At 40.4% G+C, this 26,614-nt stretch carries 26 protein-coding genes, 1 riboswitch and 1 other annotated feature; of the genes, 7 read left to right on the forward strand and 19 right to left on the reverse strand.

Annotation, left to right across the window (positions count from 1 at the left end; translation table 11 throughout):
• Positions 1-47 precede the first annotated feature (47 nt).
• From RU93_RS07085 to RU93_RS07095, 3 genes are read right to left on the reverse strand one after another with little or no spacing between them, the layout of a single operon-like run.
• Positions 48-1,928 (reverse strand): ABC transporter ATP-binding protein, encoded by a 1,881-nt coding sequence (locus RU93_RS07085; protein ID WP_071874915.1) that lies wholly within the window; start codon positions 1,926-1,928, stop codon positions 48-50.
• Entirely contained in the window at positions 1,928-3,652 is a 1,725-nt protein-coding gene (locus RU93_RS07090; protein WP_071874916.1) for an ABC transporter ATP-binding protein, read from the reverse strand. Before RU93_RS07090 ends, RU93_RS07085 begins: the two co-directional genes overlap by 1 nt.
• Positions 3,645-4,316, reverse strand: coding sequence for a TetR/AcrR family transcriptional regulator (locus RU93_RS07095; protein WP_071874917.1), 672 nt, complete (start codon positions 4,314-4,316; stop codon positions 3,645-3,647). The genes RU93_RS07090 and RU93_RS07095 overlap by 8 nt, the downstream gene beginning before the upstream one ends.
• Positions 4,317-4,763: 447 nt before the next feature.
• Here RU93_RS07095 and def point away from each other — a divergent pair, with 447 nt between their 5' ends.
• Positions 4,764-5,327, forward strand: coding sequence for a peptide deformylase (gene def, locus RU93_RS07100; protein WP_071874918.1), 564 nt, complete (start codon positions 4,764-4,766; stop codon positions 5,325-5,327).
• Between the two features lie 72 nt (positions 5,328-5,399).
• On the opposite strand, the gene RU93_RS07105 is transcribed toward def, so the two are convergent.
• The 6 genes from RU93_RS07105 to RU93_RS07130 all read right to left on the reverse strand — a co-directional run bounded on the left by RU93_RS07105 (position 5,400) and on the right by RU93_RS07130 (position 11,211).
• Complete coding sequence (locus tag RU93_RS07105; protein WP_071874919.1) at positions 5,400-6,611, reverse strand: M20 family metallopeptidase; 1,212 nt, start codon at positions 6,609-6,611, stop codon at positions 5,400-5,402.
• Positions 6,612-6,657: 46 nt separating this feature from the next.
• On the reverse strand, positions 6,658-7,518 hold the full coding sequence (locus RU93_RS07110; protein WP_071874920.1) for a MetQ/NlpA family ABC transporter substrate-binding protein: 861 nt from the start codon (positions 7,516-7,518) through the stop codon (positions 6,658-6,660).
• A gap of 21 nt (positions 7,519-7,539) precedes the next feature.
• Positions 7,540-8,220, reverse strand: coding sequence for a methionine ABC transporter permease (locus RU93_RS07115; protein ID WP_071874921.1), 681 nt, complete (start codon positions 8,218-8,220; stop codon positions 7,540-7,542).
• Position 8,221: 1 nt separating this feature from the next.
• The gene (locus RU93_RS07120) at positions 8,222-9,271 is read right to left on the reverse strand and encodes a methionine ABC transporter ATP-binding protein (RefSeq protein ID WP_071874922.1); all 1,050 of its coding nucleotides are present in this window, start codon (positions 9,269-9,271) and stop codon (positions 8,222-8,224) included.
• 192 nt (positions 9,272-9,463) lie between these two features.
• Positions 9,464-9,704, reverse strand: a binding site (T-box leader).
• 110 nt (positions 9,705-9,814) lie between these two features.
• The gene (locus RU93_RS07125; protein WP_071874923.1) at positions 9,815-10,360 is read right to left on the reverse strand and encodes a transcription repressor NadR; all 546 of its coding nucleotides are present in this window, start codon (positions 10,358-10,360) and stop codon (positions 9,815-9,817) included.
• 2 nt (positions 10,361-10,362) lie between these two features.
• Positions 10,363-11,211 carry a chorismate mutase gene (locus RU93_RS07130; RefSeq protein ID WP_071874924.1) on the reverse strand — a complete coding sequence of 283 codons (849 nt, stop codon included), beginning with the start codon at positions 11,209-11,211 and terminating at the stop codon, positions 10,363-10,365.
• A 183-nt stretch (positions 11,212-11,394) separates the two neighbouring features.
• On the opposite strand from RU93_RS07130, the gene RU93_RS07135 reads away from it, so the two are divergent.
• The 3 genes from RU93_RS07135 to RU93_RS07145 all read left to right on the forward strand — a co-directional run bounded on the left by RU93_RS07135 (position 11,395) and on the right by RU93_RS07145 (position 13,076).
• Complete coding sequence (locus tag RU93_RS07135) at positions 11,395-11,691, forward strand: hypothetical protein (RefSeq protein ID WP_071874925.1); 297 nt, start codon at positions 11,395-11,397, stop codon at positions 11,689-11,691.
• Between the two features lie 286 nt (positions 11,692-11,977).
• Positions 11,978-12,433 (forward strand): general stress protein, encoded by a 456-nt coding sequence (locus tag RU93_RS07140; RefSeq protein WP_071874926.1) that lies wholly within the window; start codon positions 11,978-11,980, stop codon positions 12,431-12,433.
• A gap of 394 nt (positions 12,434-12,827) precedes the next feature.
• The gene (locus RU93_RS07145; RefSeq protein ID WP_071874927.1) at positions 12,828-13,076 is read left to right on the forward strand and encodes a GlsB/YeaQ/YmgE family stress response membrane protein; all 249 of its coding nucleotides are present in this window, start codon (positions 12,828-12,830) and stop codon (positions 13,074-13,076) included.
• 211 nt (positions 13,077-13,287) lie between these two features.
• On the opposite strand, the gene RU93_RS12355 is transcribed toward RU93_RS07145, so the two are convergent.
• From RU93_RS12355 to RU93_RS07155, 3 genes are all read right to left on the reverse strand, one after another.
• Positions 13,288-13,413: a hypothetical protein gene (locus RU93_RS12355; protein WP_273230426.1), complete on the reverse strand. Its 126-nt coding sequence runs from the start codon at positions 13,411-13,413 to the stop codon at positions 13,288-13,290.
• Between the two features lie 382 nt (positions 13,414-13,795).
• Positions 13,796-14,272, reverse strand: a complete 477-nt coding sequence (locus RU93_RS07150; RefSeq protein ID WP_071874928.1) for a DUF2798 domain-containing protein — start codon at positions 14,270-14,272, stop codon at positions 13,796-13,798.
• A gap of 137 nt (positions 14,273-14,409) precedes the next feature.
• A complete protein-coding gene (locus RU93_RS07155; protein WP_071874929.1) occupies positions 14,410-15,357 on the reverse strand; it encodes a magnesium transporter CorA family protein in 948 nt (315 codons plus the stop codon).
• Between the two features lie 340 nt (positions 15,358-15,697).
• Positions 15,698-15,870, forward strand: a riboswitch (Lysine riboswitch).
• Between the two features lie 134 nt (positions 15,871-16,004).
• Between RU93_RS07155 and RU93_RS07160 the strand changes: the two genes are divergently transcribed.
• From RU93_RS07160 to brnQ, 3 genes are all read left to right on the forward strand, one after another.
• Positions 16,005-17,588: an ABC transporter permease subunit gene (locus tag RU93_RS07160; protein ID WP_071874930.1), complete on the forward strand. Its 1,584-nt coding sequence runs from the start codon at positions 16,005-16,007 to the stop codon at positions 17,586-17,588.
• A gap of 10 nt (positions 17,589-17,598) precedes the next feature.
• Positions 17,599-18,336, forward strand: a complete 738-nt coding sequence (locus tag RU93_RS07165) for an amino acid ABC transporter ATP-binding protein (protein WP_071874931.1) — start codon at positions 17,599-17,601, stop codon at positions 18,334-18,336.
• A 236-nt stretch (positions 18,337-18,572) separates the two neighbouring features.
• Positions 18,573-19,919: a branched-chain amino acid transport system II carrier protein gene (gene brnQ, locus RU93_RS07170; protein ID WP_071874932.1), complete on the forward strand. Its 1,347-nt coding sequence runs from the start codon at positions 18,573-18,575 to the stop codon at positions 19,917-19,919.
• 232 nt (positions 19,920-20,151) lie between these two features.
• Here brnQ and RU93_RS07175 read toward each other — a convergent pair whose 3' ends face one another.
• The 7 genes from RU93_RS07175 to msrB all read right to left on the reverse strand — a co-directional run bounded on the left by RU93_RS07175 (position 20,152) and on the right by msrB (position 26,330).
• A complete protein-coding gene (locus tag RU93_RS07175; protein ID WP_071874933.1) occupies positions 20,152-21,558 on the reverse strand; it encodes an alpha-L-fucosidase in 1,407 nt (468 codons plus the stop codon).
• On the reverse strand, positions 21,555-23,204 hold the full coding sequence (locus RU93_RS07180; protein ID WP_071874934.1) for a DUF4091 domain-containing protein: 1,650 nt from the start codon (positions 23,202-23,204) through the stop codon (positions 21,555-21,557). The genes RU93_RS07175 and RU93_RS07180 overlap by 4 nt, the downstream gene beginning before the upstream one ends.
• Positions 23,205-23,335: 131 nt before the next feature.
• Entirely contained in the window at positions 23,336-23,689 is a 354-nt protein-coding gene (locus RU93_RS07185; protein WP_071874935.1) for a hypothetical protein, read from the reverse strand.
• 21 nt (positions 23,690-23,710) lie between these two features.
• Complete coding sequence (locus RU93_RS07190) at positions 23,711-24,172, reverse strand: low molecular weight protein-tyrosine-phosphatase (RefSeq protein WP_071874936.1); 462 nt, start codon at positions 24,170-24,172, stop codon at positions 23,711-23,713.
• 15 nt (positions 24,173-24,187) lie between these two features.
• Positions 24,188-25,186, reverse strand: a complete 999-nt coding sequence (ruvB, locus tag RU93_RS07195; RefSeq protein WP_071874937.1) for a Holliday junction branch migration DNA helicase RuvB — start codon at positions 25,184-25,186, stop codon at positions 24,188-24,190.
• Between the two features lie 12 nt (positions 25,187-25,198).
• Positions 25,199-25,798 (reverse strand): Holliday junction branch migration protein RuvA, encoded by a 600-nt coding sequence (gene ruvA / locus RU93_RS07200; protein ID WP_071874942.1) that lies wholly within the window; start codon positions 25,796-25,798, stop codon positions 25,199-25,201.
• 97 nt (positions 25,799-25,895) lie between these two features.
• On the reverse strand, positions 25,896-26,330 hold the full coding sequence (msrB, locus tag RU93_RS07205; protein WP_071874938.1) for a peptide-methionine (R)-S-oxide reductase MsrB: 435 nt from the start codon (positions 26,328-26,330) through the stop codon (positions 25,896-25,898).
• Positions 26,331-26,614: the final 284 nt, after the last annotated feature.

Genomic DNA, 26,614 nt, shown 5'->3' on the forward strand with positions numbered 1-26,614 from the left:
AACAGGCCGTAGCCTTTAGGTTATCGTTAAAATGGATATTTGCTTGTTTATTCGGCTTCTTCTGAAAATTGACTGTTATACAGATCGGCGTAGAACCCTTCTTTGGCCATCAGTACATCATGGTTCCCCGTTTCGACAATCGAACCGTGGTTCATGACAATAATATTGCTTGCTTCACGAATCGTTGACAAGCGATGCGCCACCACAAAACTAGTGCGTTTTTCCAAAAGACGTTCCATTGCTCGCTGGATCAGATGCTCCGTACGCGTATCAACACTTGACGTCGCTTCGTCTAAAATCAACACATCCGGATTTGCTAAGAATGCCCGCGCAATGGTAATTAACTGGCGTTGACCTTGCGAAATATTCGACGCATCTTCATTTAAAACAGTGTCATACCCATTTGGGAGTTTCCGGACGAATTCATCCACGTGAGCCGCAGTTGCCGCTGCAATTACTTGCTCATGCGTCGCGTGCTCATTGCCGTACAAAATGTTGTCATAAATGGTTCCGGTAAAGAGCCAAGTATCTTGGAGCACCATCGAAAAATGACTGCGCAGTTCTTCACGGCTATAGTCACGAGTATCTTTTCCGTTATAGCGGATACTTCCTCCAGAAATATCATAAAAGCGTTCCAATAAGTTTATCAGCGTTGTTTTTCCTGCGCCTGTTGGTCCGACGATTGCAACCATCTCGCCTGGTTCAACATCTAAACTAAAGTCGTTCATGAGTAGTTGCTTGTCATCGTAACCGAATTGCACATTTTCAAACGACACTTTATAAGGTGTCTGTTCTTTTACAGGCAATCCTGAAGGTTCGTCGTTCATTTCAGCTTCGTCAAGAATTTCAAAAATGCGTTCCGCCGAAGCAACGGTTGATTGAATGGTATTCATCAAACTTGCCAGTTGCGTAATCGGTTGAGAGAATTGATTGGTGTACTGTAAGAAAGCTTGCACGTTCCCTAACGTCATCGTACCATTGGCTACTTTAATCCCACCGAGCACCGCCACAAAGACGTAGCCGAGGTTTTTAATGAAATTCATTAACGGCATGATCATCGCGGAAATAAACTGAGCTTTCCAACCGGCTTGATATAATTTTTCGTTTTCGACTTCAAAAACTGCTTGATCCTCTGCTTCGTGGTTAAACGTTTTGACCACTGTATGCCCGCCGTAAGTTTCTTCCACTTGATTGTTGAGTAATCCTAAGCTCTTTTGTTGAGCGGCGAAGTATTTTTGCGAGCGCGGTGCGACGACCATTACGACAATTAAACTAAGTGGGACAGTGACCAGTGCGATGAGGGTTAACTGCCAACTAATTGTCAGCATCATCCACAATACCCCGATAAACGTCACCGTACTTGTTAAAAATTGGGTAACGTTTTGTTGCAACGTACTCGCAATATTATCCATATCATTAATAGCGCGTGACATAATATCACCATTTGAATGGGTATCAAAGTAGGAAATCGGCAGACGACTCATTTTTTCATCTAAATCTTTACGGAGTTCATAAACGGTTCGTTGCGATACACGCGTCATAATAAATTGTTGTCCAAAGTTAAAGACGGCTGACAAGAGATACAGCACAATGACAACCAAGATAATCTGAGCTATCTTCTCAAAATCAATGGGGAAACGGGTGAGTTGTTCACCGGCTTGGATTTGTTTCATTCCGGCCATTACACCACTAAAAATTTCCGTCGTCGCTTTTCCGAGGATTTTCGGGGTTTGAATTTGAAAAATGACTGCCGTAATGGCTAACACAAAGACAAATCCGACGGCGATTAGACGACTAGACATATAGGCAAAGAGGCGCTTTACCGTGGCACCAAAGTTTTTTGGTTTCTCAACTTTCATTCCGATGCCTCGGCCCGGGCCACCGCCACCCATTGGTCCTGCTTGCGGTCGTTTTGCTTTTTCGCTCATTATAAGTCCTCCTCTCTCAATTGAGACGCGACAATTTCTCGATAAGTCTCATTCGTCGCTAACAATTCAGCATGTGTTCCTTGACCGACGACTTTCCCTTCATCAAGGACTAAGATGACGTCTGCGTCAATCACGGTACTGACGCGCTGGGCAACAATCACTAAGATTCCTTGGGTGACATCTTCTTTTAAGGCTTTTCGTAAATTCGCATCGGTTTTAAAATCTAACGCCGAGAAAGAATCATCGAAAATAAAGACATCCGCCGGTTTAACTAACGCACGGGCGATGGCTAAGCGTTGTTTTTGGCCACCCGAAAAATTGCCGCCACCTTGTTCAACCCGACTATCTAAACCGTCCGGCAATGAAGCAACAAATTCTTCAGCTTGCGCCGTTCTTAACGCTTGCCAAATTTCTTCGTCCGTCGCGTGCTGGTTACCATACTGCATATTTTGACGAATCGTTCCCGAAAAGAGCACGGCTTTTTGTGGGACAAAGCCAATCAATTCGCGGACATTTTTTTGAGTGAGCTGGGTAATATTTTTCCCATTCAGCTTAATTTCGCCACTTTCAATATCATATAAACGGGGAATCAAATTCACGAGTGTCGTTTTCCCTGAACCTGTCCCACCGATAATCGCCACCATTTGGCCGGATGTCGCCTCAAATGAGACATCTTCCAGCGTTCGTTTTTCGGCCCCATCATAACGATAATCGACTTGATTAAACGAAAGGGTTGCCGCAGCACCTTGACGGGTTACAACTTGTGGTTCAACTGGGTCTAAAACGTCGACTTCTCCTTCTAAAATCTCGTTAATCCGCTTGGCAGAGGCTTGCGCTCTTGGAACCATCACAAAAATCATCGCTAACATCATGAAACTAAATAAAATTTGCATCGCGTAGGTCATAAACGCAATTAAATTACCGACTTCTAATTGCATATCGGCAATATATTGTGCGCCAAACCACGTAATGGCAATATTCGTTCCACTCATAATTAAGGTCATCATGGGCATCATACTCGAAACAATCGTATTCACTTTAATCGCTGTATTGGTGTAATCCATACTCGCATCATCAAAGCGTTTTTCTTCATAAGCTGTTTTATTGAAAGCGCGAATCACTCGAACTCCCGTTAAATTCTCACGAAAAATTAAGTTCAAACGGTCTGTTTTTTCTTGCATACTTTTAAATAAAGGGACTGAGAAATACATGATAACCCCAATTAGAACCATCATAATTGGCACAACAACTAAGAATATTTTCGTTAGTTGGGCATCTTTTTGGTAAGCTAAAATACTGGCACCAATTAAGGTGATGGGCGCATTGATCATCATGCGCAAAAACATTTGCGTTACTAAGGCCACTTGGTTAATATCATTGGTCGTCCGGTTAATTAAAGAAGCTGTCCCATATTTATCAAACATCTTCGTAGAGGAGTGTTCGACTTTTTGGTAGACCTCCGTTCGAAGTTTCCGACCTAACTGTTGGGATTCTTTCGTCGCAAAATAGGTGTTCCCTACCGCTGCGAGAATGCTAATCAACGAAAAACCCAACATGAAAATCCCTGTGCGCCAAATATAAGGAATATCACCTGTTGCCACTCCGTTATTAATAATATTTGCTGTTAAATTTGGCAAATAGAGTTCTGAAACCACTTGAACGACCATAAATAAGACCGCCATGATTGCAGAAACAACAGAGACTCGTTTCACTAATTTAATCATGTTCATTTTCCTTTCTGGCACCTTTTTTCAGCCATTGTATTTTGAGCGCAAATTGCTCCTTCATTGTGTCAAGGGAAACGTTCGCCGACTCTTCTTGCTGCCGACAGCCTTCCGCAATGGTCGAAAAAAGAAGATGCATCAACAGTTTGAATAACAAAATCAACTCGTCATCATTTTGAACATTCAACGAAGCTTGATTGACGACTCGGACTAATTCTTGCTGGTTTTTTTCGCGCTCATGACTGTGAAATGCTGCGTGATGGCCCTCTTTTTTTTCCAAACAAGGAATGACGCGTTGAAACCCATGCGAATCCATGTTTAAAAAAAGATGGCGAAAGAACGACCGATTCTCTCCTTCAAACACTTCAGGCAATAAACGCAGAAAATAATCTTCCACTCCGGCAAATAAATCCCCGTCTTTGTCTTCGATCGTTTGAATTAAATAACGATGCCCACTTCTTTTTAGCGTTTGGAAGTAATAATAGTACAAGTCCTCTTTATCCCTAAAATATTGGTAAAAACTACCACGAGAGATATCAGCCATGCGAATCACCTTGGCAATCGAGGCTTCGTTTAAGCCCGCTTGCGAGAATTCCTGAGCCGCGGCTTTTAAAATTCGTTGTTGCTTTTCTTTTGGTAAATTAAAAAACGTTTCTGTTGGCACATCTCATTCCTCCTAACCAAAACATGACACCTTGTCATATGACATGGTGTCATGTTACTACTTCTCTCGATAAATTTCAAGTGTGCAACATTCAAAAATCTTCTAAAAGCTGCCGAATCCTTATGACTGTCGTCTTCTCAGATGATGACGCGAGAGAACTACTGGATTTTTGTTAAATATTCGGTGAGCGCATTGGGTAACGCTAGTCAAACTTGTTTCACGGCTTTCCTAAAGCTCGCTGACTTCCGATGCTTCAGAGTATCTGTAATCGAAAAAATAGTCTGACGATTATTTGATGATTCTTCGAGAAAATCTATTTGTTTTTCTTACTATTTCTTGTGTTTCCGCGCTTTCTCCTTTTCCTCTTTTAGGTATTTTATGGTAAACTAACGAATGGAAAGTCAAATCAAACGGACTTGTATTGATTGAGAGGAGAGAGAATCTTACATGATTACGATGAAAGATATTATTCGTGAAGGGCATCCCATTTTGCGAGAAACCGCTCAGCCGGTTGCTTTTCCTTTAAGTGAGGAAGATATCACCTTAGGACAAAAAATGTTAGAATTTTTGGAAAATAGCCAAGATCCGGTGAAAGCCGAAGAATTAGCATTACGTGGGGGCGTTGGGTTAGCAGCACCGCAATTAGCGATTCCCAAACGAATCATCGCGGTTTTAATCCCCAGTAATGATCCCGAAAAACCAGAACCCGTTGTGCGCGAGGTCTTGTATAACCCTAAAATTGTGAGTCACTCAGTGCAAGAAGCTTGTTTAGGCGATGGAGAAGGCTGTTTGTCAGTGGATCGTGACGTTCCTGGCTATGTCATTCGTCCAGCACGCATTACGGTCGCTTATACGAATGCGGCCGGTGAAAGCAAGAAAATGCGCTTTAAAAACTATAGCGCGATTGTTCTCCAACATGAAGTGGATCACCTCAACGGGATTATGTTTTATGATCATATCAATACAGACAATCCTTTTGCCTTAAGACCAGATGTATTGGTGATTGAATAATCCGCGTTTAAGTACAAATCAACCAAAAAAGCTGAAGCAGTGATTGCTTCAGCTTTTTTGGTCGATTTTTGCTTAATTCCCTTTTGCTAAACTAGCTTGATGTTCTTCTTTAATTGTTGCAAGTAGCTCTGGTTGTTCAATTAAATCAAGGGCTGTTTTGGCTAATAACTCCGCTGCAATGCCAATGGAATTTAATCCTTTTGGACTACGAGCCGCTGCTTTAAATTCGATTGAATGTCCGGCAATGTAGTCATCTGAAATGGAAACGGTCGGTTGGATTGTTGGGATGACTTGACTGACATTCCCCACATCCGAAGAACCCAGGCTTTGCTTTTTGACTTCAACGATTTCGTCTGCTGGAACGCCTGCTGCTTGGGCATGACTGAAGAATACTTCATCAAAGGCATCGGTTACGATGATATCATCCACCGAGTTTTGGAACAATCCAAATTCATAAGTGGCACCCGTTGCGAGCGCAGCTGCTTTCACGATATTTTCGACTTTTGCATAAACGTCATTTAACGTCGCACGATTGGCAGCGCGTAAGTAAAAGCGCGCAGACGCAAAATCAGGAACAACATTCGCTGCCACACCACCATTTGTGATAATGCCATGAATATTAACGTCTTTTGGTAAATGAAGACGAAGCGCATTAATGCTATTGAAGACTTGGATGACCGCTTCTAAAGCATTCACGCCTTTTTCTGGTGCGCCGGCTGCATGACTCGCTACCCCATAAAACTTAATATCAACGGGATCATTCGCTAAGCCTGTTGACGTTTTTGCATAACGATGACCTGGATGAACACATAGCGCGGCATCGACATCATCAAAGAATCCTTCACGAACAAAACTCGCTTTTGAGGACCCATTTTCGCCACCTTCTTCACCCGGCGTTCCGTAAACCCGAATTTCGCCACCTGTTTCATCAATGACTTGCTTCAAAGCACTGGCTGCAAGAGCGGAATAGTTTCCAAATAAATTATGACCACAGGCATGACCAATGCCTGGAAGGGCGTCATATTCCGCTAAAAAGGAAAGGGTCGGTCCGGCTTTTTCAGACTTGTAACGAGCATCAAATCCTGTGTGATGACCCGCGACATCTTTTGTCACTTCAAATCCTTCTTTTTTCAGTTGATCAATCAAGACCTGGGATGAATAGACTTCATAGTTACTGACTTCCGGATGTTCATGAATGTCAATAGCTAACTGTTGATACGTTGGTAAGCTTTCTTTAATAAAAGCTTCAATTACCTCATGTTTTGTTTGTATTGCTGTTGTCATAACCAATCGCTCCTTTTCTTCACCTATTAACCTATAACCCTAGTTATTATTTTTTACCGAATGTTTCCCAAGCTGGAATACTTGAACCTTTGGATGTTTCTTCGATGACTTTAATCGTTTCATCCGTTTGATAAGCGGCAACAATTTTTTGATAAATATCATTATCCGCGTCTTCTGCTCTAGTAGCGATGATATTCACATACGGACGAGACTTTTCATCAACCGGCTCTAAATAAATCGCATCATTGGCAGGGATGTAACCAGCATCCACAGCCATTCCGCTATTGATAACCGAAACAGTTACGTCTTGTAAAGCACGCGCCGTTTGTGCGGCATCTAATTCAACAATTTCTAAATTCAATGGGTTATCCGTAATATCTGAAACCGTTGGTGCTTGTTGTTTCGCTTCATCAACTGTGAGAAGTCCAGCTGATTGTAGTAAAATCAAGGCACGGCCGCCATTGGTCACATCATTTGGAATGGCAACTTTATCGCCCTCTTTTAATTCTGCGATATCACTGATTTTTTCAGAATAAATGCCTAATGGTGCATTGACCGTATTCCCGATTGAAACCAAATCTGTTTCGTGTTCCTCGTTAAAATTATCTAAGAAAAATTGATGTTGGAATGAATTCAAATCAATATCGCCACTCGCTAACGCTGTATTCGGTTGACTATAATCGGTAAATTGTACGTATTCCAAATCAATGCCTTCGTCTTTCAAACGAGCTTGGACGCTATCCCAGACGTCGGTGTCTGCACCGATAATGCCAAGTTTAACGGTCGTACGTTCTTGTTCACTTGTTTGCCCTGCTGCACTAACACCTGTTTCGTCATTTTTGCCACAACCTGTTGCTAAAACCAATAAAGCAACAGCTGCTAAACCAACTGATAAATATTTTTTCATTTTCATTTCCCCCTCTATTGTTTAATGCGTAATTTTTCTAATCAGCAAGTTGCTCACTGCTTGACTAATAAATACCAAGACTAAAATAATTAACATCGCCACAATCGTGACATCTGTCTGAAAACGATTATACCCACGAGTCACCGCTAAACTACCGAGACCACCGGCACCTACCGCTCCCGCCATGGCAGTTAAACCTATCACATTAATAATCGTTAAGGCCGAAACGCGGATGATTCCGGCTAAGCCTTCTTTTAAATAGACGCGGAAGATAATCCCGAAAGGACTCGTTCCCATCGCTTCCGCCGCTTCGACAACTCCCGGATCGACTTCCAGTAACGCGATTTCAATTTGACGGGCAAAAAATGGAATAACGCCTGCAATCAGTGGAACCAGTGCTGCTGTTGCCCCAATCGATGTCCCCACAATCAATCGTGTAAATCCGACTAATAATGAAAGTAAAATAATAAAAGGGATGGAACGCACGATATTCACAATTTGATCTAAGACCACAAAAATCGCTTTTTGTTCTAAAATCCCTCCCGGTCGAGTGACTACGAGTAAAACCCCGAAAAAGATTCCGAGAAAACCTGAAATTATCGCTGTCCAAAAGGTCATATAGATGGTTTCAATGGTTGCTTTGACAAATTCTTGAGGAATTGCCATCGCATTTGGGAAATACGTTTCAAAAAATGCGTACATCTTATTGTCCTCCTTTCGTTGTTTCTTTAAGAATCATCACACTCACACCTTGACTCTTTAAATAATCAAGAGCCCGCTGGCGGTTATCAAACGTTCCTTTTAATGTCACAATTAAACTTCCTAAAGGCACTTCTTGGATAATTTCGACATTGCCATATAAGATATTCGTTACGACTTGATACGTACTAAACATTTCAGCAATAATAGGTTGCCCAGTTTGTTCGCCGACATACGAAAGTTCGACTAACCATTCATCATCTGACAAATTCGCTAACGTTTGGTGTCCTAAAATTGTTTCGAGTGCTTGATCGATATGCGTTGCTGTTCGGATAAAGTCTTTCGTTAACGGTTGTTTTGGTTGGCTAAAGATTTGGACGCTCTCACCATGTTCAATCACGCGTCCCTCTTCCATAACCGCTACTTTATTACAAATTTCTTTCACGACTTGCATCTCATGGGTAATTAACACAATCGTTAAGCCCAATTTTTTATTTAGTTCTCTTAATAATGCTAAAATTTGTAAGGTTGTTTTGGGATCAAGGGCACTCGTTGCCTCATCACAAAGTAAAATTTCTGGATCATTCGCTAACGCTCTAGCAATGGCTACTCGTTGCTTTTGACCGCCGGATAATTGACTTGGATAAGCATTCGCTTTATCGCCTAAACCAACTAACTCAAGTAACTCAAGCACTTTTTTTTGACGGTCGATTTTCTTTTTGCCGGTATATTTCAACGAAAAATCAACGTTATCAAAAATCGTACGACTATCCATTAAATTAAAATGTTGGAAAATCATCCCAATCGATTTCCGTTTTTTTCTCAACTCTTTAGGAACTAAGTCTGTCAAATTTGTCCCATCGACAATCACACTACCCGTTGTTGGTCGTTGCAATAAGTTAATCACCCGGACTAACGTACTTTTCCCGGCACCTGAATAACCGACAATCCCATAAACATCGCCCCGTTCAATTGTTAAATCGACATCCGTCACCGCTGTAATGACGCGTTTTCCTTGATTAAAAATCACTGAAATATCTTTTAATTCTATCATGTTGTTCCTCCTCATTTTTCTCGTTACTTGAGGATAACAAATAAAAAAGACATCCTCAAACAAAGAACATTTTTCTCTGTTTGAGGACGCCTTTTTGCGTGTTACCACCTCAGTTTAAGTGAATGACTCACTCCTTAGCCCAATCATTTTTAGCTAAAAAAACAAAAAAATCCTTTTACTAGTCGAAACTAGTAAAAGGACGAAAATTCGTGTTACCACCTTTTGTTCGGAAGTTGCCTTCCCTTAGCCCAACAAATTCAGTTGACCTGAACGATTGGTGTTTCTTATAACGGTGAAACGTTCCGAGTGTGCCTACTTATCGACAAACTTTCCTCCAAGGCCATTTTTCTACTTTTCTGAACTTAGCTCTTTTCACCTGCCAGAGCCTCTCTAATAAAGCATCCAAGTATACTTTCCTTATCACGGGAATTTACTATTTAGTTTTGTTGTTGAAAACCAATTTACAGGATTCCATACTCTTTGTCAATGTTTTTTTGTTTTTTTTTCGAAATAGACGAACTTTCCATCTAATGTTCTCGACAATCATTTGTTGACGGTCGTATCCATTGTATCTTGGTATAAAATGCCCTGTTCAGCAAGTGCTTGTTTAATTTGTGCTAAATCTTCCGCTTTTTGATACCGAATCGTATGCAAATGAATGCCATTGGTTAACTGTGATAATAAGCGTGCTTGTGACTTTTCATATTTCTGCATAAAATTCAACATTTCGATTTCGTTACTAATATAAAGACCCCCAACGAGTTCTCCATAAAGATCGTGTTCAACAATCACATCTAAAATCTCGGCACCAAAAGACAAAATCGTTTCGAGCTCTAATTGCGTTTGACTTTCATCATGTTGAACCGCAATTTTCGCCATGAATCCTTCTGCTAATTCCTCAGAAGCTAACTTATACCCGCGAGCAGTCGCGATAATATTCTCGCCAGCAGCCCGTAGTAAGGCAACGTCGCCGACAATCACTTGCCGACTCACCCCTAGTTCTTTGGCGAATTTAGTCGCACTATAGGCTTGTTTCGTTGTTTGTAATTGCGCAAGAATCGCTTTTCGTCGCTGTTCTCCCTCTAACACGATCATCCCTCCAATTGACGTTTTTGATAGCGTCGCGATTGTGCCATCATATCAGCAAAAGTCGCGACAATCGTTTGAGCATAATCCGGATTTTGGACTTTTCCCCGAATTTTTTCTAGAACTTCTGCTTCTCTTGTGTTATCTAAAATCGCCATCTCGTTTTCTTTTTTAATGCGAACAACCTCCGAAACAGCTTGCATGCGTGCTTCTAGTAAACGCACGATTTGCCCGTCAAGTGCATCGATTTCTTGTCTTGTTTTTGCTAACGGATGCTCAGCTAAATCTGTTTTTTTGGTGACTGTCTTGATTACTCTTGCTGGATTCCCCGCTAGAACGACATTATCCGGAAATGATTTCGTCACCACACTGCCCGCTCCAACAACTACATTATCGCCCAGTGTGACACCAGGTAAAATGACACAACCCCCTCCTAGCCAAACATTGTTCCCAATGGTCACAGGTGCACCATTTTCATATCCACTATTACGTTCAATCGGATCTAATGGATGACTGGCAGTATAAATTTGAACGTTTGGGGCGAGCATACAGTTGTCGCCAAAGGTAATCGGACAAACATCTAATAAAATACAATCAAAGTTCGCATAAAAATCTTTGCCCACGGAGATATTATAACCATAATCAAAACGAAGATTCGGTTCAATGTAAACAGTATCTGCGACTTGTCCAAATGTTTGTTTTAAGATTTCCTCTCGAATCTGTGGATCGATTTCGGCATTAAACCTCATCATTTGCTTACGGGCAAACTGGCGACCGGCCACTAACTCTGGATCTCCAGCTAAGTACAGCTCGCCAGCAATCATTTTTTCTTTTTCACTACGATTTTCACTCATTCTTTTGGCTCCTCTACTCTTCTTCTCGTCTTTTCCATTATACCTAAAGATGGAATAGAAAGGAAAAGCTTTTCACCTTCTTTTTATTTTTCAAAAATAAGAAGTTTTTCACAAGTTTTTCATGACAGGGTTTTAAAAAGGTGTTAAAATCAAAGTGATTGATTTGAAGTGAGGTGAAAAAAGATGTTAGCAGCAATTATTTATTGGGCAATTATTTTAGTATGTATCGCATGGACAGCGATTAGCTTGTACTTCTCTGTTTTTTACTTAAGCCGTAAAGAAAACGGAAATTTATGGGCCTTTGCATTCTTTAACGTCCTAGCAATCATCGTTTTAGCAATTTCTTTAGTCGTTTTCCGTACGTGGGGCTTTGGCGTCACTCAATACTCTAGCTTAATCTACGTAATTTTAGGTGTGATGGCTGGTTTAACTGTTTTACAAGCTATTTTAGGTCGTGAACCAAAAGCAAAAGCGGCATAAAGCTTTTTCATCATAACTGTGAGACGCTCGAAACGTCTAAACAACAAAACCAACCAAACAGTCTTCTGTTTGGTTGGTTTTTTGTATTCATACTAAGGAAAGTAATCTCTGAAAGTACGTTTTTTTGGGGATAACACAGTTGTTATGATTTGTCGTATGTTGTTTTGACCTATCCGCGCGACATCCCTTCCCAAGTCGTATCATTTGAGTAAACGCTCTCAAAGAGTTAAAATATAATTGAGTTACAAACTTCATCATTATGAAGGAATCTGAAAGGAGCATTCAAATGAAATTTGTTGAAGGAAGTTATGCTACTCCCCAAAGCGCTTTTTTAGCGGTTGAACGTTTGCAAGCACAAGGTTATGAAAAAAAAGACATTCGCTTAATCTCCAATGAGGCTACCCGTCACGAATACCATCAACTAGCGAGCATCGATATTACGACTGAACACGAGTTGACCGAAGAAGCAAAAGAACATCGGTCTTTATGGGAAAAAATTAAAGATGCATTTTCAGATGAATCGTATAACGAAGAAGAAATCCAAAGCGATCAACATTTACTTTACGACTATCGCGAAGATTTACAAAAAGGCTATATTGTGATCTTAATTGAGGGTGAACCAAAAGATCGACTACCCGATGAGGAAGTGCCAAGTGGCTATCCCAATGAGTCAATCGAAACATTACGAGAAAAAGAAATTGAGACGGAACTAGGCTATAACCGACACGATCCGATTTTATAGTCATCTATACGTTGGTTAAATACGACGGAAGCATCTATCTTGACTATAAAAATGAAATCATTTAGCATTGTAGTTGTAGTCATAAACGATTTTCCTAAGCAATACGATTCAAGCAGCCATCATTTTACGATGAGTGATTCGATAGAAATTGTCTATGACCTGATTACATGAACCATATTGAACGGTTATTTCTATCTTTTTTCTTTAGGCTGTAGCGATCCATTTGTTACAGGAAAATTTTCACCATTTTCATTGTTCTATCCTATTTTAAAACGGAAGAGGAATGGTTTTCTCTGACAGGTTTGATGTTCGATGGAACGATTGGCAATGCGGAAATATGACTTGATTCGGTGTGAAAGCCAATCAAAAAAAAAAAAATAAAGGAGAGATTATCATGGGTTTTATTTGGGCATTAATTGTAGGGGGCGTAATCGGCGCAGTCGCTGGTGCAATCTTAAATAAAGGAAATTCAATGGGTATTATCGCGAATGTTGTCGCAGGTTTAGTCGGCGCATCTGTTGGTCAAGCACTCCTTGGCGAATGGGGACCTTCACTTGCAGGCATGGCTTTAATTCCATCAATTGTAGGTGCAATCATTGTGATTGCTGTTGTTTCTTTCTTTACAGGTAGAGGTAGAGCATAATTTTTTATATGTTTGATATCCATTTTGTATAAAATATTGGCATCATATTATTTGAATACGTAAACGAGTAAGGAGTTTCTCTTCTTACTCGTTTTTTTGTCTATACCTAAATAAAACGCATCGATGAAAGTGTCCGAAGACTCTTTCGTTGATGCGTTTGTTGATATACCAATCATGTCACAACATTTGTATCAGATAAACTTCCCACTCATTACCTTGGCATTTGATTTTTTCTATTTTTCATCGCCCATTTTACGAGTCCAAAGACAAAAACCCAACCAACTGCTGTCCCTAGTACTTGTAAAGGATACATGGCACCTTTTTTATTGCTAGACATATGAGATGACCTCCTTTTTTGATCGTATTTGACGGTCGCACGGTAAAGCTTGTTGTTAATTAAAGTATAGTTAAAATCGCCCCATTATTCAATCAATACGCCTTTTATATCCGAATAATCTTTTCTCCTCGGGCTTTTTGCGTTTTAAAGATTTTGGATGGTACTTACGCTACTAAATGTTACAGAATGACTCGTGAGGATAACTTAAGAGCACGACTACGTTCTGAATTTCTTGTAGCATTTTCGGATCGCTTAGGATCGCACTGGAATGCGTTCAAACTTTTAGTTGCGGAGGACCCTTTAAGACGGCTTCAAAAAAAACGACCAAATAACTTCTCTCTTTTGAAAAGTCGTTTGGTCGCCAAAAAAGGATGAAAATCATTTACGCAGATGCGTTCATAGATTCATTCATTTTTTTATTTTGGATTGATTTTAAGACAAAGCGTGAAAAGGGACCTACAATCAGTAATTGATATGGCAGCGCCACGATAAAGTTCATTTTCCAAGCGTTAAGATATGCAGCTACCGATAGCGCTCCGAACCCGCCTTCCACTACTAAACCAAATAATGACATAAACGTCACCATTCCAAGGACCATTAAAGATGAAATCGTTAGAATTAGTTGCATCGGTTTTGTTTTATCAACAAATGAACAGCTAAAGGCGATTTTTTTCGCTACTATTCCGACGACAAATACATCGAGAATAAAAGCAACGATAAATCCTAAGACTACCCCCATGAAAAGATTGATCATCGAAAAATCTTGATGCAATAATAAATTATAAATACTCATTCCGAGCACCATAAGAAAACACATCAAACTGGTAAAAAAGATACCTTCATTTTTTGTTTTTGGCATCATACTTCCTCCTGTCTTGTTTTACAATAACAGTAGCCAGTCTAGCAGAAATAAAGCCGCCGCATAAGTTAAAATTTCATGAGAATTAACAAATTGAATTCTCATAAAAAAGAACCTCTTCAAGAGAGGCATCTTTTTTATTTTGAATATTTTTTATTTCGCAAATAGATTGCCGTTAGAATCGCTAAAAACATCGCTCCAGCAGAGACAGCCAAAAAACCAAAATTAGATTTTTCTCCTGGAAGTCCGCCGGTATTCATGCCCCAAATCCCCGCAATCATCGCAGGAACTGAAACGACCAATGCAGCGGAGTCTAAGAATTTCATCAAATGATTTAAGTTATTACTCATCATATCACTAAATAATCCGCCGACATTTTCCAATAAATCGCGATATAAGCGAACCATTTTTTCGGCATATTTTTGGCGTAGGTTAATTTCATACCGTAATTTCGTATCCGAGAGTTGTTCTGCAAATTTCGTTTCTTCGAAAAAAGTTTGTAATGTTTCTTTTTGTTCTTGTAGCGTGTGATCTAAGAAAATCACGATTCGTTCCGTATTTGCTAAGCGGTCGAGCGCTTCATTTTTGGTCGTTTCACGTGCATCGTCATCAAGTGCATCAATGACTTCCTTAATCTGTCTAAGTTCTTGAATATAATGAGAATAAATCATTAATATCGCATACGCCGTCAAACTTTCTTTGGAGTCAACAGCCGAACCATGTTTTTCGAGTAGTCGTGGGAAAAAGTTCGATTCGGCAGTCGTAAGCGTCAGCATGACCGTATCCGAAAAAATAAAAATAATGGGTTCTAAACGCTCTTCAATTCGTTTATCCCGTTGATTGGTAAGATTCGTTAACACAAGGATTTGTACTTCCTTTAATTCATCGCTTTGATAAATTTCCAAACGGGCAACTTCTTCTTCTTGACGAATTCTCGCTAGTAAATCTTCCGGTAATTTATACGTTTGAAGACACTTTTTAATTTCTTCATCCGTAGCGTCATAAAGGGCAATCCAGTCTGCCTGTGTTTCGGATTCGATTTCTTGAATTGCCTCTTTCACATCAATCTGATAATAATGGATCATCGATCACTCAAATCCTTTCTATCTTCATTCATCTGTAAACGTTCGTTCTCAAATACAGTAACCAAGCGTTTTTGTCGCCTTGTATATAGTGTTTTGAACAACGAAAAAAGATTGCTTCGTTGCAACGTTTTTTCGTTCACTTATAAAGGAAATAAGGTTACTTACAATTATAGCAGAATGCATGAAGGCTCCAAAGAAAAAGCGCTTTTCGTGATTCTCCTCCTATTTCGCCTACGATAACGTCTCTTTTTTCAACTAGCTGCTTTTAGCGCTATGTTTGACAAAAAGCAGCTTATCGGCTAAAATCGCAATAAGTAATAACAATTGAATATGATACCTTCAACCAGGTAGAGGTCGCGAGGTTCATTAACCCTGTCGAGTGAAGCAACACTTTGACGCAGGACTAGGGAACATCGCCGAAACGCTTTTTTAGCTGCTTTCTAAAAAACGTTGGGTCGCAAGTGAATAATTTGCGAACTGTCTTAGTTTCGACTAAGGTGCGCTATGTTTTGTGAGAAGTTTGTCGACAATTATTTCGCTATCTGTCTACAGCCGCTTTCTGATCATAGAGACCGGCTGTTTTTTGTCTTTTTTTAGACATTACCTCGGATGATTGGTGTCCTGATTCAAAGAAAAGAGGATATCAAATGAAAAAAAGAAGGACATTATTTCTATTAATTGCTTTGACCCTTTCCATGGTTGTCGGCACTTTTTCCGTCAATGCGGATGACAAAACACCCGAAAATGAATTTCGTGTGGGGATGGAAACAGCCTATGCTCCTTTTAACTGGACACAAACGAGCGATGCGCATGGTGCTGTTTTAAAGTATGGTGAAAAAAATTCTTATGCAGGTGGCTACGATGTTGAAATTGCGAAGCGCGTCGCTGAAGGTTTAGGCAAAGAACTGGTGATTGTGCCAACTCAGTGGGATGGTCTCGTTCCAGCATTAACATCTGGTTCGATTGATGCCATTATTGCGGGGATGTCCCCCACAGAAGAACGTCGTCAAGTCATTGATTTTACCGACCCCTACTACGAATCACGTTTAGTTGTCGTAACGCGTAAAAATAGTGAGTTTGCCAATGCGACGTCTTTAGCTGATTTTGCCGGTGCGAAAATTACTGGGCAATTAAATACCTTTCACTATTCAGTCGTCGATCAAATTCCGGATGTCGTTTATCAAGATCCGATGAAAGATTTCTCCGCTATGCGTGTAGCGCTAGCCTCTGGTATTATCGATGGCTATGTGAGTGAACGACCAGAAGGAGTCACGGCAACCAACGTCAATGAAAATTTAACAATGATTGAGTTTGCTCCAGAAGATGGTTTTCAAACAGAACCAGAAGATGTGCAAGTTGCGATTGGCATGCGTAAAAACGATCCCCTTGTTCAAGATGTCAACCAAATTTTAGCAGGGATTTCTGCTGAAGAGCGTACAGAATTAATGGATTTAGCCATTCAAAATCAACCTTCCGCTAGCCAAGAAGGAGAGATGAGTCTTTGGTCTACGTTAAAACAAATTATGAGTGAATATGGCATTTTGTTTTTACAAGGTGCAGGACTAACGTTATTAATTGCCATCTTCTCCACGATTGCCGGAACACTCATTGGATTATTGGTCGGTGTTTTTCGGACATTGCCGCAAAGCGATCAACCTTTGACTCGTTTCATGCAAAAATTAGGCGATTGGCTCTTAACGATTTATATTGAAGTCTTTCGTGGAACACCGATGATGGTGCAAGCAATGGTCATTTTCTACGGTTTAGCGTTAGCATTTGGGATTGATTTAAACCGGACCGTCGCAGCCTTGCTGATTGTTTCGATTAATACAGGCGCTTATATGTCCGAAATTGTTCGTGGTGGGATTTTCGCAGTCGATAAAGGGCAATTTGAAGCGGCCCAAGCGATTGGAATGACGCATACCCAGACAATGCGTAAAATCGTCTTACCACAAGTTGTTCGAAATATTTTACCTGCGATTGGGAATGAAACCGTCGTGAATATTAAAGATACTGCTGTATTAAGTGTCATCAGTGTGGGCGATTTATTCTTCCAAGGAACCGCAGCAGCAGGTACAAACTATCTATTCTTCCAAACGTTCTTAATTGTCGGGTTGATTTACTTAGTGATGACGCTTAGTGCCACACGCTTGCTACGTTTAATGGAGAAGAAAATAGATGGACCGGATGCTTTCACGAAAGTAGAAGAACCGATAGAAGGTCAAAGATAGGAGAGGTTTTATGTCAACAATTATTGAAATTAATCATTTGAAAAAAAGTTTCGGTGACAATGAAGTCTTAAAAGATATCCAAACGACGGTCAATAAAGGTGAAGTATTAACCATTATCGGATCTTCCGGCTCCGGAAAATCCACCTTACTCCGCTGTATTAACTTATTAGAAAAACCAACAAGTGGCGAAATTCTGTATAATGGCGAAAACGTCTTACAAAAAGGCTATAACTTATCGACCTATCGCACGAAACTTGGGATGGTGTTTCAATCGTTTAATTTATTTAACAATTTAAACGTCTTAGAAAATTGTACAACGGGGCAAATCACTGTTTTAAAACGCCATCCCGAAGAAGCGAAAAAAATTGCTTTAGAAAACTTAGATAAAGTTGGCTTAAAAGAATTTCAAAGTGCCAAACCTAGTCAACTATCTGGGGGGCAAAAACAACGGGTAGCGATTGCACGTGCATTATCAATGAATCCCGATGTGATGCTATTTGATGAACCCACTTCCGCACTCGATCCAGAAACCGTGGGAGAAGTGTTAAAAACAATGAAAGACTTAGCACAGACCGGTTTGACAATGGTGATTGTTACCCATGAAATGGATTTTGCGCGTGATGTTTCTGACCGAGTCATTTTTATGGATAAGGGTGTCATCGCAGAAGAAGGTGCACCAGAAGATATCTTTGTTCATCCAAAAGAAGAACGCACTAAAGCTTTCTTAAGTCGTATTTTAGAGCCTTAATCACAATGAAGCACCTCCTAAAAGCCCACATTAAGTGGCGGCTTTTAGGAGGTGCTTTTTTCTGGCTTTATGATTACTTCAAGATAAATCCGAACAATTTACTTCCTAATCGCTTCTTTGTTAGAGTCCTCTATTAGTTAGCTAAGAGTTTACTGAAAATTCTTGATTTACAATTGCCATTGCTAACGTAATTTGTTATTTTTGGTACAATCAGATATAGAAATGTGGGGGACGTTATGGAAAAAAAATTAACTTTCACTGATTATTTAACCATCGGATCAATGCTTTTTGGCCTATTCTTTGGTGCAGGCAACTTGATTTTCCCTGTACATATGGGACAAATGGCAGGAGAAAACGTCTTTTGGGCAAATCTTGGTTTCTTAATTACCGGAATTGGACTTCCTTTTTTAGGGGTCATCGCCATTGGTAGTTCACAAAGTCAAGGACTCTTTGACTTAGCTTCACGAGTCAATCGTCAATATGCCTTTATTTTTACCATTTTATTATACCTCGTGATTGGGCCGTTTTTTGCCCTACCACGCTTAGCGACGACTTCATTTGAAATTGCGTTCGCACCGTATTTACCGAAAGAGCAACAAACGCTTGGACTGGCTCTCTTTAGCGCATTATTCTTTTTTACGGCTTGGTTCTTAGCCAAAAAACCTTCTAAACTCTTTGATTATATCGGCAGATACTTAAATCCTTTCTTTTTGTGTCTCCTAAGTATCTTAATGGCCTTAGCCTTTATTCGACCAATGGGGCAGATTAGCGCTGCACCGGTGCAGTATGCTTATCAAGATTTCCCCTTTTTCACGGGCTTTACTGAAGGCTACAATACGTTAGACGCCCTTGCTTCTTTAGCGTTTGGGATAATTATTGTGAAAACCATTCAAACCCGCGGCGTCACTAAACCCGCAACGATTGCAATGGATACGATTAAATCCGGCGCAATTAGCATTGTCTTAATGGGAATCATCTATACATTGCTCGCATATATGGGAAGTATGAGTCTCGGCACGCTAGAACTAAGTGAGAACGGCGGCATCGCCTTGGCACAAATGGCTCAATACTATCTTGGATCGTATGGCAGTATCGTCTTAGCCTTAGTCGTCATCTCTGCCTGTTTAAAAACAGCCATTGGGTTAACTTCTGCTTTTTCTGAAACATTCACTGAACTATTCCCTAGTCGTAGCTACTTATTTTTTGCTAGCGCGGTTAGTATGATGGCAGGTGTTTTTGCCAATGTCGGCTTAACAAAAATTATTGAGTTCTCAATTCCTGTCTTAATGTTCTTATATCCACTAGCGATGACCTTAATTATTTTAGCGATTATCGGTCCAATTTTTAAACATGATCCAAAGGTCTATCAAATGACCACACTCTTTACCTTAATTGCTTCGGTTATTGACGGGCTTAATGCTAGCCCCGCTTTCATTCGTCAAACCGCCTTTGCCCAATTTTTCATTGGGTTAGGTGAAGCGACTTTACCTCTGTTTGGAATTGGAATGGGCTGGGTCCTACCGGCTTTAATCGGCTTTGCAGGCGGCATTATTTGGCGTTTTTCAACCCAGAAAAGTTATTAATCATTATTTCTTAACAACTTTCAAAGATTTTCGTCACAAAAAATTCACATTTTCTCAGTAGTATATAAGTGTACCAACAAACAACCCTAACAAACACTTTTTCATTTTTTACTCCTTTTCCTACCGGTCCCCGCCGGTAGGTATTTTTTTGGCGTTTTTTTAACATTTCGTACTACTTTTGCGTTTTGATATTGAGCTTCTTTAATGAACTCTTTTAAACGCGACACGTTGTCTAGTTAATTGTTAAATAGTTTAGTGTCGGATATTCACGATAGTCATTAAATACAATTCGTATACCCGTCGTTTTTACAGGAGGTCGTTCAATGATGCGCTGATAACCAACGCTTGCGCCAGTCCCCCAAGGTTTCCATTGTTGCTCATCGTAATAATACAATGTGAACGCTTCAATACGTTGGCTTTGACGAATGTCTTCTTGTAAAATGACGCGCTGTATCACTTGTTCTTTCGCCCATTCAACTTGAATCATGGGTTTTACATCATCCGGTTGACTCTGCCAGACCTTCCCATCCTCGCGCAACAAATCGCTGAGCGTTACCGGAGTACTGGCACTCGAATAAGAAAGATGACCACCTTTCATCATCGTTTGATCTTTTACTTGCGCAATTTTCGCCCCTAGTTCCTGTAAAACGTCTAGATCTTTTTCATGGAATTCCCCATCTGGTTTCGGTGGGATATTTAATAAGAACGTCGCATTTCCACCTACTGATCGCACATAAATTTGATACAATTCTTCCGCCGAACGGACTTGGTCATTTTCACTTTCATGGTAAAACCATCCCGGACGAATCGAGGTATTAACTTCTGCCGGATACCAGACAAGTTCTCCGTGATAATGTTCCAACGCTTTTTGACTTCCTAAATCCTCATCGCCTGACGTGATTTTTCGTGAAAAGATCCCGTCATCGATTTGCTGAGAACGCTCGGCAATTTTTTCTAAGTCTTGTAGTTCAACAGGTACCACACTCCACTCTTGTGTTCGTGTGTGTCCGGCCTCATTGCCACACCAACGGACATCTGGACCACAAACACTAATCACGGCATTTGGTTGCAACTGACGTACGACTTGGTTGATGCGCTCCCAATCATACTGTTGTTTTTTTCCATTTGGCCCCTCTCCATTGGCACCGTCTAACCAAACACTAAAAATCTCCCCATAGTTCGTTAAGAGTTCCGTTAACTGCGCGAGATAAAAATCGTTATACACTTGACCGCTGCCATAACTTTGCGCGTGACGATCCCACGGCGACAGATAGATGCCAAATTTCAACCCGTATTTTTGACATGCTTGCGATACCTCTTTTACTACATCACCTTCTCCTGCTTTCCAGGGCGCAGTTTTGACACTATAGTCTGTTGTTGTACTCGGCCACAAACAAAATCCGTCATGGTGCTTACAGGTCAAAATGACGCCCTGCATCTGTCCAGCTTTCATCTGTTGCACCCACTTATCCGCATCCAGTTTTTGAGGATCAAACAACGTGGTTGGTTCATTCCCGAATCCCCATTCGCGGTCCGTCATCGTATTGATTCCAAAATGGATAAAACCATAGTATTGTGTCTGCTGCCAAGCAAGTTGTCGTGGACTTGGAACGACTGTTGTCAAATCAGTTATGTTCATTTGTTGGACTCCTTTAAGTAGGCACGCGCGCCTTTTTCTAATAAGTCATGCATTTGTTGGATTGTTTGAATAAGCTGGAGCGTCTCATTTTCTGAGAAAGGCACTTGCGCACCATAATCATTTGTTTTCCCCGACAGTTGTGGCCATCCATCCAGTAGTTGTGTGACCTCTGACACAAGTGCCGGCTGTTTTTTTTGTAAAAATAAATATTTTCGGCTATCGTTGAGTGCTTGTTGCATTTGCTGAAAACGCAGTGACATCATCGTGCCGTTTGTTCCTGGATAGAGTAAAAAGGGATCGCCACTTTCCCAGTACCAATGACTACCGTTGACTAATGGATCTTTAACCCACGCATCCAATGCCCATCGTAAAAAACCATCTGCCCCATAAGCCACCGTATTCCAAATCACCCATTGACTCTCAAATGGATGACTATAAAGAAACATCGCAGGGTAATCCCCCACACAGTTATAAATCGACGTTGTAAGACCCTTTGTTCGTCGTTGTTCACACCACTGACGAAATACAGTCTGATCACCTAGATGCGGTTGACCAATCGCTAGATCGGCAATTTGCTCAAGTAATGTATGATCGAAACTTTGATAATTCAGCGCACACGAAACTTTTAACATTTTCCCTTCTTGATTCGGGTGCTCTTTGATTAGTTGTAAAACATTCGTTAACGTTTCGGCTGGTCGCTCATCAATCGCAATATAGGTGATATCAAACCAACCTTTTTCTTCTAAATGTTGAACAAATGCTGTCAAAAAGTCACGCCAAATCTTTTGCCACTGCGGTGAGTCAACCGGATAAATCCGCTCTTGCAAGACACCTGCTTCATCAAAATAATAAATTTTATCTTCCCAAGGCAACATTGAAAAACATTTTATTTTTTGATTAATACCAAGCGCTAAACAAAGCGCCACATATTGATCAAACCATGTAAAATCAAAGGTCATTTTCTCACCGCTTTGCTGCCAAGTGACCAGACTCGGATAAGCATCATACGTTTGGTGATTCCAAGGATCGTGGACAATCGTCGTCACAATCGTATCGCCTCCCGCTTCGGCGTAATACGCTAAACTTTCAGCAATTCGCTCACAATGGGCTTTATTAAAATAATCTTTCGGTTCGATTTGATAATAACGGGCCACCGCAAAAGGATATTGCCAAAGTTCTAAGGTAGGCGCCGTTTGAGCCGGTAGTAAAAGTGGTAAGACCTCAAACGTCAGTGTTTTTGAGACGCTGATTTTGCCTTGTGTGGCCCTAATTTCTCCTTGCCATTTTCCAGGAGCCGTCCCTGTCAGGCGTAAACAAAATAAGTGGTAAGAAGATATTGGCACTTCTTCTTGAATGACAAATGGTTGGAGACAATCATAAAAAGAAGCCTCTGGTGCTTGTGGAATCTCTCCCCACGTCACACCTCGACCGATATGCGCTTGCGTGCTGTTTAATTGATAAAGTTCTACCTCACAGTCGGCAAAACCTGTCACCGTTAATCGATACGGTTCTTCAGTCATGTCATCCAAGGAAAAATAATAATCCTTGGCTTCATTCAACCATCCCACTTTTATTTTGGTTGTCTTTTCTTCTTCTGGCTTGTCAAACGGCTTGATTCCGTTCAACGCGAACCAATTGATTTTCATTTTCTTAAATCCTTTCTATCTCTCTTTTTCCCCCTTCCTTAGGATACTAAAAACGCTTCCAAATGAGTAGTGTTTTTAGACAATAAAAAAAGATTTTCCTTCTTTATCTCTAAAAGAAGAAAAATCGATCTTTATTTGGCGATTTTTTTATTTTTCATGCTGAGGACGCTTACTTTTTCAATCTTATGAAGCGGAACAATTCGTAATTGATGCTGATTCTTTTGCATTTTAATCACAACATTGTCATTCCCACTATTTTTACTGGCAACGTAGCCGACAATCGTTTCAAACGCATCAATTTTCTCCGTTTGTAATTGTAAAACGACTAAATCTTGATCACGAGCCGCTTCGCTCAAACGGCTGCGATAGGTTTCAATCGTTTGCTGCTTTTCAAGATCATCATTAAATAAATTATCCAATAAGGTTACCGAAGTCATGACGAGTCGTTTCCCTAGTTGTTTTAGTGAAATTGGTTTTTTTTCCATTTTTCTCGCCCTCCTACGATTCTACCTTGATTCATTTTCTGACCAATAAGTCAGCCACTTTGGGAGCGCTGCTTGGATCAATTGATCGGTTTTTTGAAAGTCCCCAGTGTACCATGGATCCGGAACATCTTGGATTGAATCAACCTCTTCTACCGATAAAAACAAGTGAACTTTCTTTTTTGTTCCGTCAGGTGCAATTTTCATTAAATCAATCACATTTTGTCGATCCATTCCAATAATATAGTCAAACGTCAGAAAATCTTCCGATGTTATTTGACGAGCAATCATATTTTGAACATCCACTTGATGCTGCTTTAAGATTTTTTGGGTCCCTGGATGCGGAGCTTCGCCAATTTGATAACGACTCGTTGCAGCCGAATCGACCTCAATTTTCACGCCTTGTTCCTGTGCGTACTTTCGCAACAGGCCTTCTGCCATCGGTGAGCGGCAAATATTTCCAAGACAAACAAATAATACTCGCATCTGCCTCACTCCTTCTTATTCCCCTACATAAGGATAGTTAAAATGTTCATAGGATAATCGCGTCACCATTCGCCCTCTTTGCGTTCGCTTTAAAAATCCTTTTTGAATCAAATAAGGTTCATACATATCCTCGACCGTTTCTTGTTCCTCTCCGATATTTACAGAGAGTGTACTTAAACCAACAGGCCCACCATTATATAATTCGATCATCGTTTTAATTAATTTTTGATCGACATAATCTAATCCCGCATGATCCACTTGTAGCAACAACAGTGCCCGGTCCGCTAATTGACGATTAATAACGCCATCACCTTCTACTTGGGCAAAATCTCGCACCCGCTTCAATAAACGATTGGCAATTCGAGGCGTCCCTCTAGATCGTCGTGCAATCTCTAAAGCCCCTTCTTCCACAATCTCTGTCGAAAAAATAGCCGCCGATCGACAAATGATTTCTTGCAAATCTGCTTCTGTATAGTATTCCATATGAGAGATAATGCCAAAACGATCTCTCAAAGGCGCAGAAAGCATCCCTGCACGCGTCGTCGCCCCTACTAAGGTAAATGGCGGTAACGGGAAGTGAACTGGATGAGCCGACGTTCCTTGCCCAACCATGATATCAATATAAAAGTCTTCCATCGCTGAATAGAGCATTTCTTCTACCACTTTTGGTAAACGGTGAATTTCATCGATAAACAACACATCACCTGGATCTAGTTCATTTAAAATCGCAACCAAATCACCCGGTTTTTCAATCGCCGGACCACTCGTCGTTCGGACATTGACTTGCATTTCATTGGCAATCACCATCGCCATCGTCGTCTTTCCTAAGCCAGGAGGTCCATAAAGTAAAACGTGATCCAAAGACTCTTCCCTTTGCTTCGCCGCTTGAATATAAATCCCCAGTTCATTTTTTACTTTATCTTGTCCAATATATTCACTAAAGAATTGTGGTCGAAGCGATTTTTCAAAAGTATCTTCTTCTCTTTCAATTGGTGAAATAATCCGTTCTTCCATCGATTGCTCCTTTTATTTCTTCATAATCATTTTTAAAGCTACCCGTAAGTATTCATCGGTCGTCGTACAAATTGTCTGTTGCAATTCTTTTTCGACTTTCTTGACTTCTTTCTCACTGTAACCCAATGCCTTCAATGCCGCTAATGCTTCTTCTAAGTGATGGGTACCATCGAAAAGTTGCGGTTGTTTCGCCGGTAAGCCTTCTTCAATAATATCGCCCAACTTCCCTTGTAAATCAAGAATTAATTGCTGCGCTGTTTTCTTTCCAACACCAGGAAACTTCGTCAAATAGGCTCCATCTTTTGATTCAATCGCTTGGATCAATCCTAAGTGATCATCATTAGCCATAATTGCTAAGCCACTTTTAGGACCAATTCCTGAAACACTAATTAAGCGTAAAAACAGTTTCTTTTCCTCAACTGTTTTGAACCCAAACAATTGATGAGCGTCTTCTCGAATGACTTGATGAACATAAATACACGTTTCTTGCGTTTCTTTTCCGACGTAATAATACGGATTCCCGCATTGAATTTGATAGCCGATTCCTTGATTTTCTAACACAATATAAGCCGGTGTAATCCCGGTTACTTTTCCAATAAGATATTCGTACATGATTAACCCTTTCTGCACATATGTTCCCTTCATTGTACCATAAAATAGACAAATAAGAAAAACCTAGATGAATGAATCTTCTAGGTTTTTCTTATTATTATTTCACGTAAGGGATAAAAGACTCGTAGCCTGCTTGCTTCATTTCATTTAAAGGAATAAATTTTAAAGCAGCAGAGTTAATACAGTAGCGTAAGCCGCCTTCGTCTACTGGTCCATCTGGAAAAACGTGTCCCAAATGCGAATCCGCTTCTTGACTACGAACTTCAATCCGCGTCATACCTAGAGTAGTATCCTTATTTTCTTTAATCATAACTTTTGGTAATGGCCGAGTAAAGGATGGCCATCCACATCCGGCATCATACTTATCTGTTGAAGCAAAAAGCGGTTCTCCACTCACAATATCAACATAAATCCCTTTATCATAGTGATTATCATATTTTCCCGTAAACGGACGCTCCGTCGCATTTTCTTGTGTTACCGCATATTCAACAGCCGATAATTTTTTCTTTAACTCATCTTTGGATTGTTTCATCTATGATTCCTCCTCATGATTCTCGTTATTTATTTCAACTATCTTTATTTTGCAACGTTTTCTTAAAATATGCGAGTATTTAGCTTTTGACACGCAATTTTGCATAAGAGCTATAGTAAAATCGCTATCTTTCATACTTATTGTACATCCTTCAAACAACTCATTTTAATCATAAGGTGTTTCTCTTATTAGATGATTTCATAAGTCTTCATTAAAACAAAAAAAGACTAGAATTTTCATTCTAATCTTTTCTATTCGCGTGGCGACGTCCTGCTCTCACAAAG

Source organism: Enterococcus aquimarinus (assembly GCF_001885765.1).
Taxonomy (GTDB): Bacteria; Bacillota; Bacilli; order Lactobacillales; family Enterococcaceae; genus Enterococcus_I; species Enterococcus_I aquimarinus.

Coding starts and splice junctions, on each gene's coding strand:
- RU93_RS07085 (WP_071874915.1), bottom strand. CDS start 1,928: ATGAGCGAAAAAGCAAAACGACCGCAAGCAGGACCAATGGGTGGCGGT.
- RU93_RS07090 (WP_071874916.1), bottom strand. CDS start 3,652: ATGATTAAATTAGTGAAACGAGTCTCTGTTGTTTCTGCAATCATGGCG.
- def (WP_071874918.1), top strand. CDS start 4,764: ATGATTACGATGAAAGATATTATTCGTGAAGGGCATCCCATTTTGCGA.
- RU93_RS07105 (WP_071874919.1), bottom strand. CDS start 6,611: ATGACAACAGCAATACAAACAAAACATGAGGTAATTGAAGCTTTTATT.
- RU93_RS07110 (WP_071874920.1), bottom strand. CDS start 7,518: ATGAAAAAATATTTATCAGTTGGTTTAGCAGCTGTTGCTTTATTGGTT.
- RU93_RS07115 (WP_071874921.1), bottom strand. CDS start 8,220: ATGTACGCATTTTTTGAAACGTATTTCCCAAATGCGATGGCAATTCCT.
- RU93_RS07120 (WP_071874922.1), bottom strand. CDS start 9,271: ATGATAGAATTAAAAGATATTTCAGTGATTTTTAATCAAGGAAAACGC.
- RU93_RS07130 (WP_071874924.1), bottom strand. CDS start 11,211: ATGAGTGAAAATCGTAGTGAAAAAGAAAAAATGATTGCTGGCGAGCTG.
- RU93_RS07135 (WP_071874925.1), top strand. CDS start 11,395: ATGTTAGCAGCAATTATTTATTGGGCAATTATTTTAGTATGTATCGCA.
- RU93_RS07140 (WP_071874926.1), top strand. CDS start 11,978: ATGAAATTTGTTGAAGGAAGTTATGCTACTCCCCAAAGCGCTTTTTTA.
- RU93_RS07145 (WP_071874927.1), top strand. CDS start 12,828: ATGGGTTTTATTTGGGCATTAATTGTAGGGGGCGTAATCGGCGCAGTC.
- RU93_RS12355 (WP_273230426.1), bottom strand. CDS start 13,413: ATGTCTAGCAATAAAAAAGGTGCCATGTATCCTTTACAAGTACTAGGG.
- RU93_RS07150 (WP_071874928.1), bottom strand. CDS start 14,272: ATGCCAAAAACAAAAAATGAAGGTATCTTTTTTACCAGTTTGATGTGT.
- RU93_RS07155 (WP_071874929.1), bottom strand. CDS start 15,357: ATGATCCATTATTATCAGATTGATGTGAAAGAGGCAATTCAAGAAATC.
- RU93_RS07160 (WP_071874930.1), top strand. CDS start 16,005: ATGAAAAAAAGAAGGACATTATTTCTATTAATTGCTTTGACCCTTTCC.
- RU93_RS07165 (WP_071874931.1), top strand. CDS start 17,599: ATGTCAACAATTATTGAAATTAATCATTTGAAAAAAAGTTTCGGTGAC.
- brnQ (WP_071874932.1), top strand. CDS start 18,573: ATGGAAAAAAAATTAACTTTCACTGATTATTTAACCATCGGATCAATG.
- RU93_RS07175 (WP_071874933.1), bottom strand. CDS start 21,558: ATGAACATAACTGATTTGACAACAGTCGTTCCAAGTCCACGACAACTT.
- RU93_RS07180 (WP_071874934.1), bottom strand. CDS start 23,204: ATGAAAATCAATTGGTTCGCGTTGAACGGAATCAAGCCGTTTGACAAG.
- RU93_RS07185 (WP_071874935.1), bottom strand. CDS start 23,689: ATGGAAAAAAAACCAATTTCACTAAAACAACTAGGGAAACGACTCGTC.
- RU93_RS07190 (WP_071874936.1), bottom strand. CDS start 24,172: ATGCGAGTATTATTTGTTTGTCTTGGAAATATTTGCCGCTCACCGATG.
- ruvB (WP_071874937.1), bottom strand. CDS start 25,186: ATGGAAGAACGGATTATTTCACCAATTGAAAGAGAAGAAGATACTTTT.
- ruvA (WP_071874942.1), bottom strand. CDS start 25,798: ATGTACGAATATCTTATTGGAAAAGTAACCGGGATTACACCGGCTTAT.
- msrB (WP_071874938.1), bottom strand. CDS start 26,330: ATGAAACAATCCAAAGATGAGTTAAAGAAAAAATTATCGGCTGTTGAA.